Source organism: Arthrobacter sp. A5, assembly GCF_051131705.1.
In the GTDB taxonomy this organism is placed as follows: Bacteria; Actinomycetota; Actinomycetes; order Actinomycetales; family Micrococcaceae; genus Arthrobacter_M.
The window spans coordinates 2,926,053-2,942,621 of record NZ_CP180316.1; the positions used below are offsets into that span (position 1 = coordinate 2,926,053).

14 protein-coding genes are annotated in these 16,569 nt (G+C 64.8%); all 14 read right to left on the minus strand.

Annotated elements, in window-relative coordinates:
- Positions 1-96: 96 nt before the first annotated feature.
- The gene (gene atpH / locus ACLLJI_RS13800; RefSeq protein ID WP_434613200.1) at positions 97-969 is read right to left on the minus strand and encodes an ATP synthase F1 subunit delta; all 873 of its coding nucleotides are present in this window, start codon (positions 967-969) and stop codon (positions 97-99) included.
- On the minus strand, positions 969-1,538 hold the full coding sequence (locus ACLLJI_RS13805; RefSeq protein WP_283561046.1) for a F0F1 ATP synthase subunit B: 570 nt from the start codon (positions 1,536-1,538) through the stop codon (positions 969-971). Before ACLLJI_RS13805 ends, atpH begins: the two co-directional genes overlap by 1 nt.
- 45 nt (positions 1,539-1,583) lie before the next feature.
- On the minus strand, positions 1,584-1,802 hold the full coding sequence (gene atpE, locus ACLLJI_RS13810; RefSeq protein WP_196398210.1) for an ATP synthase F0 subunit C: 219 nt from the start codon (positions 1,800-1,802) through the stop codon (positions 1,584-1,586).
- Between the two features lie 72 nt (positions 1,803-1,874).
- Entirely contained in the window at positions 1,875-2,669 is a 795-nt protein-coding gene (atpB, locus tag ACLLJI_RS13815) for a F0F1 ATP synthase subunit A (protein WP_283561047.1), read from the minus strand.
- Positions 2,670-2,766: 97 nt separating this feature from the next.
- Positions 2,767-3,102, minus strand: a complete 336-nt coding sequence (locus ACLLJI_RS13820; RefSeq protein ID WP_434613205.1) for an AtpZ/AtpI family protein — start codon at positions 3,100-3,102, stop codon at positions 2,767-2,769.
- Positions 3,095-3,619: a hypothetical protein gene (locus ACLLJI_RS13825; protein WP_283561049.1), complete on the minus strand. Its 525-nt coding sequence runs from the start codon at positions 3,617-3,619 to the stop codon at positions 3,095-3,097. Before ACLLJI_RS13825 ends, ACLLJI_RS13820 begins: the two co-directional genes overlap by 8 nt.
- A 213-nt stretch (positions 3,620-3,832) precedes the next feature.
- The gene (locus ACLLJI_RS13830) at positions 3,833-4,846 is read right to left on the minus strand and encodes an MraY family glycosyltransferase (protein WP_349361727.1); all 1,014 of its coding nucleotides are present in this window, start codon (positions 4,844-4,846) and stop codon (positions 3,833-3,835) included.
- A complete protein-coding gene (locus ACLLJI_RS13835) occupies positions 4,846-6,684 on the minus strand; it encodes a polysaccharide biosynthesis protein (protein WP_434613210.1) in 1,839 nt (612 codons plus the stop codon). The genes ACLLJI_RS13830 and ACLLJI_RS13835 overlap by 1 nt, the downstream gene beginning before the upstream one ends.
- 168 nt (positions 6,685-6,852) lie before the next feature.
- Complete coding sequence (locus ACLLJI_RS13840) at positions 6,853-8,751, minus strand: glycosyltransferase (RefSeq protein ID WP_434613213.1); 1,899 nt, start codon at positions 8,749-8,751, stop codon at positions 6,853-6,855.
- Positions 8,752-9,209: 458 nt separating this feature from the next.
- Positions 9,210-10,154 carry an L-threonylcarbamoyladenylate synthase gene (locus ACLLJI_RS13845; RefSeq protein ID WP_434613216.1) on the minus strand — a complete coding sequence of 315 codons (945 nt, stop codon included), beginning with the start codon at positions 10,152-10,154 and terminating at the stop codon, positions 9,210-9,212.
- An 18-nt stretch (positions 10,155-10,172) separates the two neighbouring features.
- Entirely contained in the window at positions 10,173-11,309 is a 1,137-nt protein-coding gene (gene prmC, locus ACLLJI_RS13850; protein ID WP_434613219.1) for a peptide chain release factor N(5)-glutamine methyltransferase, read from the minus strand.
- On the minus strand, positions 11,310-12,383 hold the full coding sequence (gene prfA / locus ACLLJI_RS13855; RefSeq protein WP_434613222.1) for a peptide chain release factor 1: 1,074 nt from the start codon (positions 12,381-12,383) through the stop codon (positions 11,310-11,312).
- Positions 12,384-12,645: 262 nt separating this feature from the next.
- Positions 12,646-15,189, minus strand: a complete 2,544-nt coding sequence (gene rho / locus ACLLJI_RS13860; RefSeq protein ID WP_434613225.1) for a transcription termination factor Rho — start codon at positions 15,187-15,189, stop codon at positions 12,646-12,648.
- Between the two features lie 359 nt (positions 15,190-15,548).
- On the minus strand, positions 15,549-16,568 hold the full coding sequence (gene thrB, locus ACLLJI_RS13865) for a homoserine kinase (RefSeq protein WP_434613228.1): 1,020 nt from the start codon (positions 16,566-16,568) through the stop codon (positions 15,549-15,551).
- Position 16,569: the final 1 nt, after the last annotated feature.

The window sequence follows — 16,569 nt, forward strand, 5'->3', positions numbered from 1 at the left end:
CTCCTATTTCGCGATCACCGTTTGTTCACGATGACCTAGCTTTGACCGGTGCGGCTCAGATGACCGACGGTCGGTTTCGTCTCTTGCTGTTGGTGCCTAGCCGGCCAGCTGGCGGCGAAGCTCGCCGAGCCGGGAGATTACCGAAGCATCCACTACTTCATCCCCCACCCGCACGCGTACTCCACCGATCAGCGTCGGATCAACGATGGTGTTGATCTTCAGCTCACGGCCGTAAAGGCCGTTGAGGCCCGCCTGCAGCCGGTCGGTCTGCTGCGCCGTCAAGGCGCGGCTCACGCTGACGTTGGCAATCCAGCGCTGCTGACGCCGCGCAGCCAGGCCAGCGAAGCGCTCAATGAGCTTCGTGACCTTGACCCCGCGTGGATTCACTATGGCCTGGCTGATCAACGTCCGGGCTTCCTCGCCTGCAGCAGGAACCAGCTTCAGAGCCAACGCGGTTTTAGCTGCATCACTCGCCTGCGGCTCCGCCAGTGCCCGCTGCACCTCGTGGCTTGATTCAACGGTCTGGTTGAAGGCGAACAAGTCGTTCTCCAAACGCTCCAGCCCGGTGAGGCCGGAAGCGGCGCCACCGGAGGCAGATCCGCCTGCAGCCGGGGCACCGGAAACTGCGGCTCCCGTCCGGTTTTCCGCAACGGCAATGGCCACGGTTGCGGCCACGGTTTCGAGTGCATCGCCGATGTCACGGGCAGCCGCCCAGCGCGATGCCGCAAGCTTGCCGACAATATCGCCCGCCTGCGCGGAGACCTTGCCGTTGACCAACTCGGCGACCAGTGCCGACTTCGAAGCACCGCTCCGGGACGGATCCGTCAGCGCGCGCCGCAGACCGGCCGAGCTGTCGACCGCACCGAGGACGCCGAAAAGCTCCTGCGCCAACGCCAGCGAGCCGGTTGGAAGCTGCACCTCCAATTCGGCCAGCGCCGTGGTCAGCGATTCGCTCGATACACCTGCCATTACTGGACTGCACCTGCGTTTTGCGTCGGCGTGCTCTGCTCTTCAAGGTCCGCCAGAAAACGGTCGACCACTCGGGTGGAACGCTCGTCGTCGTTGAGCGACTCGCCCACAATGCGGCCGGCAAGCGTCGTTGCCAGCGTGCCAACCTCGGCCCGCAGGGACACGACGGCAGCCTGACGCTCGGCGGCGATGGCCACCTGTGCCTGCTCCGTGATGCGGGCGGACTCGGCCGCAGCCTTGTCCTTGAGATCGGCCAGAATCCGGGCACCCTCGGCACGGGCTTCCTCGCGGATGCGATTGGCTTCGGCGCGGGCGTCCGTGAGCTGCTGCTTGTATTCACTCAGCGCCGCGGTTGCCTCGGCCTGTGCTTTCTCGGCCTTGGCAATGCCGCCTTCGATGGCTTCCGTGCGCTCGGCGAAGGTCTTCTCGAACATCGGTACAACAAATTTGAACACGATGAACATGAGGACCGCGAAGCCCACGGCAACAACCAGGATTTCCCACCCGTTAGGCACCAGGGGATTCTCGGCAGCCGCTTCAGAGGCGGCGGAAATCATGAGGTTTTTCATATTTCGCCCGTCCTATCTACTCGCGAATGAAGTGTTGCTGTCTCTTTACTTGAGAACGAACGCGAACACGAGGCCGAGGATGGCGAGGGCTTCGGTCAAGGCCAGGCCAAGGAAGGCGATGGGCTGCAGTACGCGCTGAGCTTCCGGCTGGCGCGCCACACCATTGATGTAGGCCGCGAACACCAGACCCACACCGATGGCTCCACCGATCGCGGAAAGGCCGTAGCCGACGAGGTTGATCGAGCCGTTGATTGTGCCGTTCATAAAAGTTCCTTTCAAGATGCCCGCAGGCAGGTTGTTTGGTTCGATTTATCCCCCGGGGGGAATGCTGGAAAGTCAGTGCGTGTCCGCGTGGACAGCGCCCTCAATGTAGATCGCCGTGAGCAGGACAAAAACGTACGCCTGCAGCACCATGATCAATGCTTCAAGCATGTACATCGCTATCGATCCGGCGAGCACCAGGACTGAGGCACCCTTCATCAATACACTTTCCTGCATGATGAGGAATTCAATGCCGGAGCCAGCAATCAGCACGATCAGGTGTCCGGCCAGCATGGTCGCGAACAAACGCAGGCTGTGCGTCATCGGGCGGACCAGGAAGTTGGAGATGATTTCGATCGGAACCACCAGCGGCAGAATGTACCACGGCACGCCCGAGGGCACAACGGCCAGTTTCAGGTAACGAAGACCGTTCGCCTTGATGCCGACGCCGATCCAGATCACGTAGACAAGTGCCGCGAGGAAATAGGCTCCACCGACATGCGAGAAACTGGGCAACTGGATGAGCGGAATGGCGCCGTAAATGTTGTTGATCAGGATGAAGAAGAACAGCGAGAACAGCAGCGGCACGTACTTCATGAAGTCCTTGCCGCCGATCACATCCTTGGCCACCGAGTTGCGAACAAAGTTGTAACCCACTTCGCCGGCGAACTGCAGTTTCCCCGGGACAAGTTTGCCCTGCCGTGCCGCGGCCACAAAGAACCAGGAGATCAGGGCAACGGACAGGAGGACCAGCAGCATCTGCTTGGTGAACTCGAAATCTCCGATGGTGAAGAGCGGTGCCAAGTGGCTGTTGACGCCGGGCGGGTTGAACGATCCACCCTCTTGGGCGGGGAGCGTAAGCGCGATCAACGCGTTTCCTCTCTGCAGGGTCCGTACTCGGGCATGGGCCGGGGAAGCGGGCCTGCGGCCGCACCGTTACCCCCGGTGATAGTGAAAACTTGTGGCATTACGGCTGCTCAGATTTCTTTGTGCCCTCGACCGGCTGCGTTCCGGCAGCATCATTGGTGCGGTTGCGGAGGAGGCGGCGAGCGAAGGACAGATAGAAACCGCCGGCCAGACCTACGAAGGCTCCGGCCAGAACGAACCAGTTGGTTCCCAGCGCATTATCCAATCCCCACCCTATCAAACTCCAGACGAGGGTTCCGCCAAGTACGTAGCTGAAAACGGCCAGTCCGGCGTTGTACCCGCCGTTGCCGGCGGGATCGGTGGTGCCCGACGAAGCGACCGAGACCCGCTCCCCGGCGCGGCCGTCCACGCCGTGGCTGCGATGGTGTTTAGACACTTTGCCCGTCCTCCGGCGTACTCCTGTTATCGGCAGCGAGAGTCCCGGCGCGGTGGGGCGCGGGATCATTGTAGAGCTGGTGGCGGGTGCGGCTGAAGGCGAAAACTTCGGTCGCCTGCCAGACAAGGACAATTACGACGGCGGCAATAAAGAACCACGTGCCGTTCAGCCAGCCGGGGGCACCGAAAAAAAACAGCACCGCGGCGAAGCCGACAACCTTGACGAGATAAGTGACGAGAAAAACGCCGATGGCTCCCGAGGGGTTTTTTCGACCTACGAAGTGACCCACCAATAAACTGATGGCGAAGAAAAGCACCACGACTGCCGCCCCGAAGAGTACGCTGAGCACCCCCATTCCCCCGCTGGTGACGGCGGAGACGGCCGTCAGGATGACGACGACCGCCACGGCGGACACCGAGCAATATGCCAGGATGCGCAGCCACGGGGACGAGGTGGGTCCGGAGACAACGATCCGGCCCGGGGGCACTTGGCCGCCGGTGGCACTGGAGTCGTTCATGAAAAAACCAATTCTCTTCAGGCTTTGGGCTGGAAGCCAGCGAAACAGGCGGCGTTTTTGCACCGCTTGAAATTCTACACGAGATAGAACTGATGCCCGCGCAACGACAGCCGACTCAACGGCTTCCGGCACAACTGCTTCCGGCTCAGCGACTGCCCGCACAACGGCTTCGCCGTCGCTCTGGTGCTGCCGGCCGGCGGACAGGATCTCATGCTACCCCTGCGCAGCCGCGCGGCGGCGGATAATCCGCTGAAAAATCGTGGGCGTGCGCAGATACAGCAGGACGACGACAGCGCAGAGAATCCCCATCGGCACCGACGCCGCCGCGCCACCCCTGGCTGCCAGCACTCCGAGGATGCCGGTCGCCACTGTGGCGGCCGTGACGACGGCCGTCGCCTGCAGATGGCTGAGCCCCACGATGGTCAGCCGCTGGTAGGCGTGCTGGCGGTGCGGCGCGTACCAGCGCTCCCCCGCGGCAATTCGCCGGATCAGCGTGACGAAGGTGTCCGCCAGATAGATCAGCACGGGCGAGAAGATGTACTCCACCGAAACGCCCGCCAGGAACGCCGCGACGGCGGTCACGGAAACCGCGGCGCCCAGCAGATAGCTGCCCACATCCCCGAGGAACACGGCACCCCGGCCCAGGTTCCAGGGCAGAAATCCAGCGAACGCCGCGCCGATGGCCAGCCCCGCGTAAACCAGCCAGTCGTGCCCAGTGAAGTGTCCGGCCAGGGCATAGAACACCCCGACCACCAGGCCGTGCAGGCCGGAGATGCCGTTGATTCCGTCCATGAAGTTGGCAACGTTGATGTAGGCAGCCACGGCGATGGCGCCGGCCGGGATCCACCAGAAGGCGTGTCCGGGCGCCACCGTGGCCAGAGCCGCGGTGGAAACCAGGCCCAGGCCCAGCTGAAGGGCGGCCCGGATCCGCACGCCCAGCCCGCGCAGATCCTCGATCCAGCCGATGGTCGCCGCGGCCACCATCACGGCCAGGGCCACCAGCAGGGTAACGCGGTCAGCCGGGTCCAGCGGCGCAAAAAGGGCCGCAATCATCGCCGCGGCCAGTGCCCCGGCAACTGTGATGCCCATGCCGCGGATGGTGGGGATGCTGTGCGACGACCTGTCCGAGGGGATGTCGAGCACGCCGCGCCGCAGCAGCCAGGGCTTGACCGCCAAGGGCAGCAGCAGACTCAGGGCCAGTGCAAGCGCCGCAACCAGGACGGCCACTATGCCCCCGCTGCCAGATCGTCGTCGGACTCGTCCAGCTCCTCGGCTGCCGGTCCGGACTCCAGCCTGCAGCGCCGCAGCCAGGTGTCCAGGCTGAGGACCTCGGGAGCCAGCGGAACGGCAGTGGTGTGGGAAATCTTCGGATGCAGGGGTTTGGCATCATCCTCACCCATGCCGACCAGCTGTTCGTGCATCTTCTCACTGGGGCGCAGCCCGGTGTAGACAATCTCGATGTCCTTGCCGGACATCGAGATCATCCGCTGCGCCACGTCCAGAATTTTCACCGGCTCGCCCATGTCAAGGATCAGCACGTCGCCGCCGTGGCCGATGGCACCGGCCTGGATCACGAGCTGGCAAGCCTCGGGAATCGTCATGAAAAAGCGGGTCACGTCCGGATGCGTGACCGTGACCGGACCGCCGGCTTTGATCTGCTCGGTGAAGAGCGGCAGCATGGAACCCCGGCTGCCGATCACGTTGCCGAAGCGCACAGAAACGTACCGCCGACCGGTCTGCTGCGCCATCCAGGCCGTCAGCTTTTCTGCCGCCCGCTTGGAGTGGCCCAGCGCCGTCGTTGGACTTGCTGCCTTGTCGGTGGAGACGTTGACATAGGTCTGCACCGACACGGACTGTGCCGCGCGGAGCACGTTAAGCGAACCCAATGTGTTGGTTTTCCAGCCCTCCTCCGGGTACTGCTGCAGCAGCGGCGCGTGCTTGAGCGCGGCGGCGTGGAAGACCACCTCCGGACGGCGTTCACGGAAGATCCGGTTCAAGGCCTCCGGGTCGCGGATATCGGCCAGCACGGTGTCCTTGCCGTTGAGCAGGCCGTGGCCGGAAATGGAAATCTGGGTATGCTGCAGACCGGTTTCATCATGGTCCAGCATGATCAGTTCCGCAGGGCTGAAGCCGGAGAGCTGGCGGCACAATTCGGAGCCGATCGATCCACCGGCACCGGTGACGAGCACCCGCTTGCCGGCCACGTAGCCGGCGATCTGATCCAGCTTGATGTCCACCGGACGCCGGCCGATCAGGTCCGCGACATCAATTTCACGGAAATCCGACAGCCCCGCATTGTCCCCTGCGAGCATGTCCTTCAACGGCGGCAGCACCAGCACCCGGATGTGCAGCCCGGCGACGGCGTCGGAGATCTCCCGCACCTTGGCGGCCTCCACATGCGCGAAGGCCAGCACCAGCACCGTCGCCTTCGTCCGGCGGATGACGTCGGGCAGGTCCTCGCCCCGGCCCAGCACAGAAACCGAGGAGAGCCGCAAATGCTTTTTGCCGGCGTCGTCATCGATCAGGCCAACCGGGAAGTACGGCGACTCCTGATCCTGGAGCATACGGTTAATCAGGGAATTACCGAGGAAACCGGCACCGTAGACCAGCGTTTTCTGGGTACCCTCACCAGGTTTGGATTTGCCCTCCACATAGAGCCGCTTCAAATACCGGATGGCGGCCATAAACAGACAGGCAAAGGGGAAAGCGATGGCACCGACGCTGCGCGCGATGTGGATTTCACTGACCAGCAGGTACAGGAAAATGAACATCACTGCCGCCACGATCAGGGTGACGACGACAAGAATCCTGGCCTCATGAAAACTGCCGAAGGCATATCTGCCGCGGTACAGCGCCAAGGTCCAGCCCGCGACCAGCTGTGTCACGATGGCCACAATCATCAACATGACCGTGCCGCCGACGTGGATCAGCGTGACATCAAGCTCGTACCGCAGCAGCAGGGCCAACGCGATGGCCACCACCCAGGCCAGGGAATCCAGCGCAAACTGGGACCATAACCATAGCGCCGGCCTGCCGTCGGATTTACTGTCGCTGACCACACTCACGCTCTTTTCCCATCCTTCTGGTGGCACATAGAACCGCCTCCTCCTACTACCCCGGGAAGCGCTGCTGCCGGATCGGTGCCGGACCACCCTTCTAAAAGTACATCCAATGGTCGGTCTGGCTGCGCAGCGGGCCGGGGCCTGTCGGCATCCGTGGTACTGGTGTGGCCGTCATGCATGCGGACGGGCCGCTCCGGCAATCAAGCGCCGGTAGGCTCCCCTCCGACACGCTGTCGGCAGGAACCGGTACCCGCCACGCACGGCAATGTTGCGCAGGTACTGGAACCGGGACGTGTAGCCGGCCGCAAAGAGTCTGGACTGCAGGGCCAGTTCAGCCCGGAAGACAGCGGGGCCGCCGCGTCGTTCGTATGACCCGGCGCTCACCCGGTACAGCACCAACGGTTCGTTGACATTTTCCACGTTGGCACCGGCTGCCAGCATCCGCATCCACAACCAGTAATCCTCAGCCTGCGGGACGTGCTGGTAGCCGCCCACCCGCTGAGCCGCGGATATCCGGAAGACCGCCGTCGGGTGGTTGATCGGGTTACGCATTATGGCAGCCCGCCGGATGGCGGTCCGGCCAACGGCCACCGTGCGCAGCGCCAGCAGGTCCGATTCGCTGTCTCCGACCTCCTGCATGCCCGCCCCGACGAGGTCGGCACCGGCGGCAATGAGCGGCAGCTGACGCTCAAAACGCTGCGGCAAGGAGACATCATCCGCATCGGCCCGGGCCGCGATGTCATGGCTGCAGTGCGTCAGACCGATCGACAGCGCGGCGGTCAGGCCGGCGTTCTCCGCGAGGACAATTCGCTTGACCGGGATCCGGGACCCGGCGGCGAGTCCATCCAGGACCACCGCAAGCTCAGCGTCCACCGGCCCGTCCTGGACAACCACGACCTCGTGCGGCGGCATATTCTGCTGCCAACTGCTGGAGTCAAAGGCCCGGCGGAAGCGCTCCGCGGAGTCACCTGCGTAGACCGGCATCAACAGTGTGAAGGGAAGTTCAGCTGCCAAGGTCCCGGTCGGCTGTCCCTCTTGCAGGGGTTTTTGGTCCTGCTGCAGGGGTTGTTTCTCCTGCTGCAGGGGTTGTGGCACGGATCCGGCCTCACCGGGCAGCTCCGAAATCGGGTAGATTCCGGCGAAGACCTCCCTGTTGGGCCGGGGCGGTCGGGCGGCGTCGCGCAGTCCGCGGGCCAGTCCGTCGAGCAGGACCCGGCGGTTCCCGGAGCGGGAAATCGCCCCGACCCACATGCGGACGGTGGCACCGAGGTAAAGGAACTTCTCCCAGCCGGCCAGCGACCTTGAGCGGCTGAATGTCCAGAGTTTATTGCGGACGTCGTAGTAAAAACGCGGTCCGGGATCAACGTCGGAGCTGCCGAATTTCGCCGTGTGATGGATCACCCGCGATGCCGGGACCTGGATCGCATCACCGAACCGGGCCAGCCTGCTGGTGAATTCAAAGTCATCGTTCCAAATGAAGTAGTCCGCAAGCGGCAGTCCTGCCTGACGGATCGCCGAACCGCTCATCATCGCGGAAACAAATGACGCGGAGCGGATCGGTTTTGCCCGGACCCGCGCAGCGGCCCGTATTTGCGCCGCCGTCGCGCCGAGCCGCTGGCGCATCGAATTCATCGGATGATCGCGCCCGTCCACCCAGACCACACGGCTGGCCACCAAGGACGGTCTACGTTCGGGAGCTGGCGAATAGTCCAGCCACGCATTCACCAGTGCGCGCAGGGATTCCTCCTGCGGCTCCGTATCATCGTCCATGACCCAGACAAGATCCGCTGCATGCTTGATCACGGCGCGTTCGATTCCGGCGGTAAACCCGCCCGCTCCCCCGAGATTCTTCGACAGTTCCAGCAGATCCACCGGGTAGGGCAGTTCAGCGTCGCGGACGAAGCCGGCCGAGCCATCCGTGGACGCGTTGTCGACGACCACCGCCACATCCGGCAGCAGCGAACCGGTGGCAATACCGTCGAGTGTTTTGGCGAGGAGCTCCTTGCGGTTGTAGCTGACTACTACAGCAACAACGCGCGGCTCATCCACGCCGAGATACGGGGAATTCATTCCTCGTCAAATACCTTCCAGCCGTCCAAAATCGGTCATCCCGGCTGGCCGAGGGAACCCCCTGACGCCTTCCCTGAAAGCGAACGGCCGCCAACGGGCCGGTAGCATCGTTTCGGTCACCGGTAATCAGTCTAACCCGGGACTTTTTTCAGCCTGCCCGGCACCACACCGATACCGGTGAGTTCGATCGTCGCGCCGGCTTGCTTTACCGCCGAAACGCTGTAGCGGGGGCCGGGACCTGCAATTGTGCTTTACCCGTGACCGCCTGAGCGTTACCGAGGAGCCGTCGGCCGTGGGATTGCTTCCTCATCCGCCGGCGGCAGCCGTTGCCCGGCAGGCGACCGAGACGCATCGCCGGCAGCGGAAGGCTGCACCGGTGGCATGACAGCGTCGGCCACGGCAACACGTGCGCCCACGGCAACAGCGGCAAGTCCGGTCAGCTCGTCCGACTGAGGTTCCTACACCACAAATGGCTCCGTCTCGGTCCCCGGTGATTCCGGCCCCGTTGGGGCGTTCGGTACGGCAGCGCCTTTCGGTTCGACGTGTGTTTCTCCCCCGGCAGCGCCTTCAAGCTCCACGGGAGTGTCCAGCCCTACCGGGCTTTCCGGCACCGCCGGTACCGCGGCGTCGGCTAGCGGGACTGCCGCGGCTTCGGCCACAGGTTCTGCGTCGTCTGCCGTCACCGGCTCTGCGCCGTCGTCGGCCGTCACCGGCTCCGCACCGTCGGCCGTCACCGGCTCCTCACCCAGCCCAACAACGGACGGCACAACCTCGCGCAGCCGCTCCAAGGAGATAGCCCCGGCCCGCACCACGCGCAAAACCTCCGCGGTCGCGTCAACGATGGTCGATGGCAGCGGCTCGGTACCCTCGAGTGGCCTGAAACCGGCCTCCAGGTAGACCTCCACTGATTCAGCCAGCTGGACCCGGGCTTCCGACGCTGTCTGTGCCGCGGCCTGCCCCGTCCGGTTGGCCGACGAAACCGCCAGCGGACCGGTAATGGTCAGCAGATCCAAGGCGAGTTTGTCGTCGGGCATGCGCAGGGCAACGGTGCCCATCGTGTCACCCAAGTCCCAGGTCAGGGACGGCTGCGAATGGCAAATCAGCGTGAGGCCGCCGGGCCAGAAGTGCTCTGCGAGCTTGCGGGCATCCGCGGGAACGTCCGCCGCGAGCCCGTCCATCGTGTTCAGCCGCGGAATCAGCACCGGCGGCGGCATGGAACGGCCGCGACCCTTCGCCGCCAGCAAGGTGGCAACCGCCTGCGGGGAAAACGCGTCCGCGGCGATCCCGTAGACGGTGTCCGTGGGCATGACAACAACCTGCTTGGCGGCGATCGCCTTTTGCGCGTGGGCCAGTCCCTCCGCGCGCTGTTCATTGGAGGTGCAGTTATAGGATGTGGTGCTCACGTAGCCATTCTTTCATCATCATCGCCGTTCCCCGGTGCCTGCGCTCCGGACTCCGCTGGTGGCGCGGTCCCGGCCGTTCAGGTCGCGGTGGGTGCGGATGTCAATCCAGCAACCGGAAGCCGCCAGCAGGGATGCCATCTGCTCCGCCTGACCTTCCGCGTGTTCCAGCACAAAGTATCCGCCCGGTTTGAGCAGCCGCGCCGCTGTGGCGGTCGCGGCCGCGGGCAGTTCCATGCCGTCAGCGCCGCCGCCGTAGAGGGCAAGCTGCGGATCATGGTTGGCAACCTCGGGCTCGCGCGGAACCGCGCCCGCGGGGATGTACGGCGGGTTGGACACCACCACCTCACACCGACCGTCCAGCTCCGGAAAGGCTGTGCGCAGATCGCCTTGGACGAGCGACACCGGGAGCGCGGCCAGGTTCCGCTGCGCGAAGGCGTAGGCCTTGGCGCTCAGTTCGACGGCGTATACCCGCGCCCGGGGGACCTCATATGCCACCGATCCTGCGATGGCTCCGGATCCCGTGCCCAGATCGACGACCACCGGCGCGCCGGGCATGTCCGGTGAGTCCTGCACGTCTCGCCCACCCGGCGCGCCGGGGCCACGTGCTTCACTTGAGCCGTATGACCCCGTTGCACTCGACGCTTGCGCCAGCACTTCTGCCAGCCGGTCCACGGCCAGCTGCACCACAGATTCCGTCTCCGGGCGCGGGATAAAGACCCCAGGCCCCACGGCTAATTCAAGGTGGCGGAAGTACGCCGTGCCCGTCAGATGCTGCAGCGGAACCCGCCGAGCCCGTTGCTCGACCAGTGCCCAATAGTTATTCGGCTCGGGGGCATCCCCGAGCAGCAGGGCACGGAGCCTCCCGAGGCCGACTCCCAGCAGATGATCCGCCAGCAGCTCGGCGTCAACTCGAGGCGAGGGAACGCCGGCAGCACTGAGTACCGCGGTGGCCTCGGCGACCGCTTGGGCCAGCGTGCGCTGAGGCTCCGGAGGGTGTTTACCCGCCGAAGTCCGGGCTGGCGCCTTGGTCTCCTGCCAGTCCCGGGCCGCGTCGACTGCGTCGCCGACCCGGGTCGCGTCCAGGGGGTTACCAGCCCGGGTCGCGTCCACCGGGCTGGCGGCCTGCTCCGGGATATCCGCGTTGTCCGCCGGCATTTACTCGCCGATGGCGTCCAGCCGCGCCTGCTCGTCCATCTCGATGGCCGACTGCACTACGGGTTCCAAGTCCCCGTTCATCACCTGGTCCAGGTTGTAGGCCTTGTAGCCGGTCCGGTGGTCAGCGATGCGGTTTTCCGGATAGTTGTAGGTCCGGATCCGTTCGGACCGGTCCATCGTCCTGATCTGGGACTTGCGGACCGCGGAGTTTTCGGCGTCTACGATAGCCTGCTGGTGAGCCAGGATTCGAGCCCGGAGCACACGCATGCCGGCCTCGCGGTTCTGCAGCTGGGACTTCTCGTTCTGCATCGCCACCACAATACCGGTGGGAAGGTGCGTAATGCGGACGGCGGAGTCCGTGGTGTTAACCGACTGACCTCCGGGGCCGGAGGAACGGTAAACATCGATCTTCAGATCGTTCTGGCTGATCGCGACCTCCTCGGGCTCGTCCACCTCGGGCAGAACCAGCACGCCGGCGGCGGACGTGTGGATGCGTCCCTGCGACTCGGTGACGGGCACCCGCTGGACCCGGTGCACGCCGCCTTCAAACTTGAGCCGCGCGAAAACGCCCTCGGCCGGATCATTCGACCGTCCCTTGACGGCGATCGAAATGTCCTTATAGCCGCCCAGATCTGACTCGGTGGCGGAAATGATTTCGGTCTTCCACCCCCGGTTCTCCGCATAACGGGTATACATCCGGACCAGATCCGCGGCGAACAGCGCCGACTCGTCTCCGCCCTCGCCGGCCTTAACCTCAAGAATCACATCACGGGCATCATCGGGATCCCGCGGAATCAGCAGCCGGCGCAGTTTTTCCTGAGCGCCCAGCAGCGCCTCTTCCAGGACGGGAACCTCGGCAGCGAACTCCGCGTCTTCGTCAGCCATCTCCTTCGCTGCGGCGAGATCGTCGGTGAGGGTCTCCACCTGGTGATAGCCCTCGACAATACCGCTCAGCTCCGCGTAGCGCCGGCCCAGCTTCCGCGCAAGCCCCTGATCCGCGTGCACTGCGGGATCACTCAGGCGCAACTGGAGTTCCGCGTGCTCATCCAAAAGCCCCTGGATGGATTCAAACATATTCAAACCTCTTTCGACTCACACCTGAGTCTAATGACGACGACTGAGTACAAAAACGACGACGACGGTGGCCGCCGTGTTAAAGTTTGACCACCATCCAACCGGCCGTCCCGGCGATTCCTGCCAACACGCCGGGAATAGGTGCTCAGTGCTCCCGTAATGTGGTCAGTCTTTGACGCCGGTCGGCGGCGGCCATGACAAAGCCGCCGTAGTTGTGATGGGGTGATAGTCCCCATCACAACGGAGGCGGCTTAGGCACTAACTATTTGTCGTCGTCGGAGCGCGCACCCAGCGTCGTCTTCTGCACCTGCATGAGGAACTCAACGTTTGACTGAGTTTCACGCATCTTGGACATCAGCAATTCAAGCGACTGCTGCTGCTCGAGTCCGGACAGGACCCGGCGCAGCTTCCACATGATCTTGACCTCGTCCGGGGACAGCAGGTTTTCCTCGCGGCGGGTACCGGAGGCGTTCACGTCCACGGCCGGGAAGATGCGCTTGTCCGCCAGCTGGCGGGACAGACGCAGCTCCATGTTGCCGGTGCCCTTGAACTCCTCGAAGATGACCTCGTCGGCCTTGGAACCGGTTTCCACCAGTGCCGTGGCCAAAATGGTCAGCGAGCCGCCGTTTTCGATGTTGCGTGCCGCACCGAAGAAACGCTTCGGCGGGTACAGCGCGGCAGCGTCGACACCACCGGAGAGGATGCGTCCGGACGACGGTGCGGAGTTGTTGTACGCGCGGCCCAGTCGGGTCATCGAATCCAGCAGCACCACCACGTCCATGCCCATTTCCACCAGGCGCTTGGCGCGCTCGATGGAGAGCTCGGCAACCTGCGTGTGGTCACCGGAGGGACGGTCGAAGGTGGAGGCAATGACCTCACCCTTGACGGTGCGCTGCATGTCGGTGACTTCTTCCGGACGCTCGTCCACCAGCACCATCATGAGGTGGACCTCAGGATTATTTATGGTGATGGCGTTGGCGATTGCCTGCAGGATGAGCGTCTTTCCGGCCTTCGGCGGGGAGACGATCAGTCCGCGCTGCCCCTTGCCGATTGGGGCGACCAGGTCGATGACGCGGGGGCCAATCTTCTTGGGGTCCGTTTCCAAGCGCAGTCGCTCGGACGGGTACAGCGGAACCAGCTTGGAGAACTCGACGCGGTCCTTGAGCTCCTCCGGTGTCTTGCCGTTCACGCTGGTCACGCGGACCAGAGCGTTGAACTTCTGACGTGCGCTCTGACCCGTGTTCTGGCTGCGGTCCTCGCCTTCGCGAGGTGCCCGGATAGCGCCGACGACGGCGTCGCCCTTGCGCAGGTTGTACTTCTTCACCTGCGCAAGGGAGACATAGACGTCGTTGGAACCCGGCAGGTACCCGGAGGTCCGCACGAATGCGTAGCTGTCGAGCAGGTCCAGGATGCCGGCGACGGGCAGCAGCACGTCGTCCTCGGTCACCTCAACATCGTCGAAGTCCGGTCCCTGGCTGCGGCCGCGGCGCCGCTCATTGCGGTCGTTCCGATCATTACGGTCACGGAAACGGTCATTGCGCGGGCTGCTGTCCTGGCCGCCGGAACGGTCGTTGCGGTCCCGACGGGTACGGCGGTTGCGGCTGTTGCGCGATCCGTCGTCATCGTCGTTGCGCAGCTCGCCGCGGTTATTGTCCCCGCGCTGCTCGACGCGGCCATTGTCGCCGCGCTGCTCGTTGCGGTTGTTGTCATTACGGCCACTGCGCTGATTGCGCTGGCCGTCCTGGTTGCGCTGGCTCTCCTGGTTGCGCTGGCCGCGTTGGTAGCGCTGGCCGTCCTGACCGGTTTCGGTGCGCTGGTTACGCTGATCGGCGCCGTCGCTGGAATCGGCCGCGGAGTTTTCCTGCTGCTGCGCCGGTTCCTCGGTGGCCTTCGACGCGCTGTTCTGCCCCTCGGCCTGCGCGTCGGCGCGGGCCTCGCCGTTGCGGCGGTTACGGGTGCGCTGGGGACGGCGGTTGCCCTCGTTCTGCGCGGTGTCGGTGTTCTGCGCGGTGTCGGTGTTCTGCGCGGTGTCGGTGTTCTGCGCGGTGTCGGTGTTCTGCGCGGTGTCGGTGTTCTGCGCGGTGTCGGTGTTCTGCGCGGTGTCGGTGTTCTGCGCGGTGTCGGTGTTCTGCGCGGTGTCGGTGTTCTGCGCGGTGTCGGTGTTCTGCGCGGTGTCGGTGTTCTGCGCGGTGTCGGTGTTCTGCGCGGCTCCGTCGTGCTGCGCAGCACGTCCGCCGGCTACACGCCCGTTGGATGCACGCCCGTTGGATGACCTGCCGTTGGACGTGTTGTCGCTGTCGCCCTGTACCGTCGGCTCGGCTGCGGCGCCGGCCTGCTCGGCCCCGGCGGCGATGACGCCATCGCTCACGGCGCGGCGGCTGCGGCCACGGCCACGGGCCGGGCGCTCGGCGGCGGCTTCGGTCTGCGCTTCGGGAGCGGCTTCGCCCACGGTTGCGGCCTCGGTTGCCTCGGCGACGGGGGCCGCCTGCTGATGCTGGGCCGCTCCGTTCCGGCTGCTGCGTGTGCCGGCACGCTTGCCGGGCTCACGCTCTGCTGCGCCGGCCGTCTCGGCAACGGCGGGCTTCGCGGCGCGGTCCGCCACGGACGAGCCCCGCTGATGGTCAGAAATCGCGGATACGAGGTCACCCTTGCGCATCCGGGAACCGCCGGTGATACCGAGCTGACCGGCGAGTGCCTGAAGCTGCGCCAGCTTAAGTCCGGCCAGTCCACTGCTCTTGGCCGGTGCTGCATCAGCTGAATTGACGGTATCGCTCAAACCTGCAGTCAGGTTTGTGGTGTCTGTCACGAAGGATCCTTCCCCCTCGAGGGCGATCTGCTTTGAGATCGCGGTGATTGGTCCCAGACCATGGCCAAAGGCGCTTGAAGCACCCCGGACAGTGTGGTCTGGTCTCCGTTCCCTGCCGCCGTAAATAGCGGCAAAGTCGGTTGTGGAACACCTTCGGGCTGTAATCGTTTCGCCCGGTAGCGGGCTGGTGACGCATAGAGTGACTCTGTGGTGTCCGCGACAGGCCTGTGAAGGTGGCATCGGTAAATACCCGGTATGTGTGCAGCTGACTCTTTGTGCCGGTAACTGTTTATACAGTGACCGGTTTGTACAGTAACTAGCTGTACAGCCGACTGATGCATATATCCGCTAGGCGGTTCCTACCGCCGATGCACTTCCACTTTAGCACCCTCGGAGTCAACATCGAGCCTTAGAACACGCCAGATACCGGCGGAATACTCCGCGTCATCCGTAGCCGTGCCGCCGGTCGTGCCAAACCCGGCAATGAAATCCGCCGCCCGCTGCGCCGCGTCGGCACCATCTGCCAGGGTCATCACCGTCGGGCCGGCCCCGGAGATGAAGGCCGCGAAGCCCTCTGCCCGCAGGGCGTCCATCAGCTCGGCGCTGCGGGTCATGGCTTGGGCGCGGAACCGCTGGTGCAGGAAGTCCTCGGTGCCGGCCAGCAGCATGGCGGGTTCATCCTTGAGCGCGTGGATCAGCAGCGCTGCCCGTCCAGCATTGTCGGCGGCGCTCCGGTGCGGGATCGACGACGGCAGCATGGCGCGGGCGGTTTCGGTGGAAAGTTCGACGGCGGGCACGGCGGCTATCGGGATGACCCGCGGTGACGGCGTGACGCGGACGGACCGGTAAACCGGACCCTCCTGCCAGGAAATTGCCACGGCTCCGAAAATGGCCGGCGCCACGTTATCGGGATGCCCTTCCAGCTCCGAGGCCATCTGCAGCACCCATTGTCTGTCCTGCTGGTCGGCCGTCGGGACCAGCGCGTTGGCTGCGGTGACGGCTGCGACGATCGCCGAGGCGGAGGAGCCAAGTCCACGGCCGTGCGGCAGGACGTTCTCAGCGGTGATCTTCAGGCCGCCGCGGCGGTAACCCAGCCGGGCGAATGCCGCATCCATGGCGCGCACGGCCAGGTGCGAGGCATCCCGCGGAAGCCCGGCCGCACCCTCGCCGCTGAGCTCAAAGAACAACCGGTCCTGACCGGGAACGCCCGTCCCGCCGTCGAGCGTTTCAACCGTCAGCGAGTCGTAAAGCGACACCGCCAAACCCAGGCTGTCAAAGCCCGGGCCCAAGTTGGCGGTCGTTGCGGGCACCCGGACGCTGACGCGCTGGCCGGCCCCGATGACCCTCCCGACTGCTGCGGATGCGTGATCCGCAACCATG

What these genes read in the sequence shown, in the direction of transcription:
- atpH (WP_434613200.1), bottom strand. Translation starts at nt 969, where the DNA reads ATGGCAGGTGTATCGAGCGAATCGCTGACCACGGCGCTGGCCGAATTG.
- ACLLJI_RS13805 (WP_283561046.1), bottom strand. Translation starts at nt 1,538, where the DNA reads ATGAAAAACCTCATGATTTCCGCCGCCTCTGAAGCGGCTGCCGAGAAT.
- atpE (WP_196398210.1), bottom strand. Translation starts at nt 1,802, where the DNA reads ATGAACGGCACAATCAACGGCTCGATCAACCTCGTCGGCTACGGCCTT.
- ACLLJI_RS13825 (WP_283561049.1), bottom strand. Translation starts at nt 3,619, where the DNA reads ATGAACGACTCCAGTGCCACCGGCGGCCAAGTGCCCCCGGGCCGGATC.
- ACLLJI_RS13840 (WP_434613213.1), bottom strand. Translation starts at nt 8,751, where the DNA reads ATGAATTCCCCGTATCTCGGCGTGGATGAGCCGCGCGTTGTTGCTGTA.
- prmC (WP_434613219.1), bottom strand. Translation starts at nt 11,309, where the DNA reads ATGCCGGCGGACAACGCGGATATCCCGGAGCAGGCCGCCAGCCCGGTG.
- prfA (WP_434613222.1), bottom strand. Translation starts at nt 12,383, where the DNA reads ATGTTTGAATCCATCCAGGGGCTTTTGGATGAGCACGCGGAACTCCAG.
- thrB (WP_434613228.1), bottom strand. Translation starts at nt 16,568, where the DNA reads ATGGTTGCGGATCACGCATCCGCAGCAGTCGGGAGGGTCATCGGGGCC.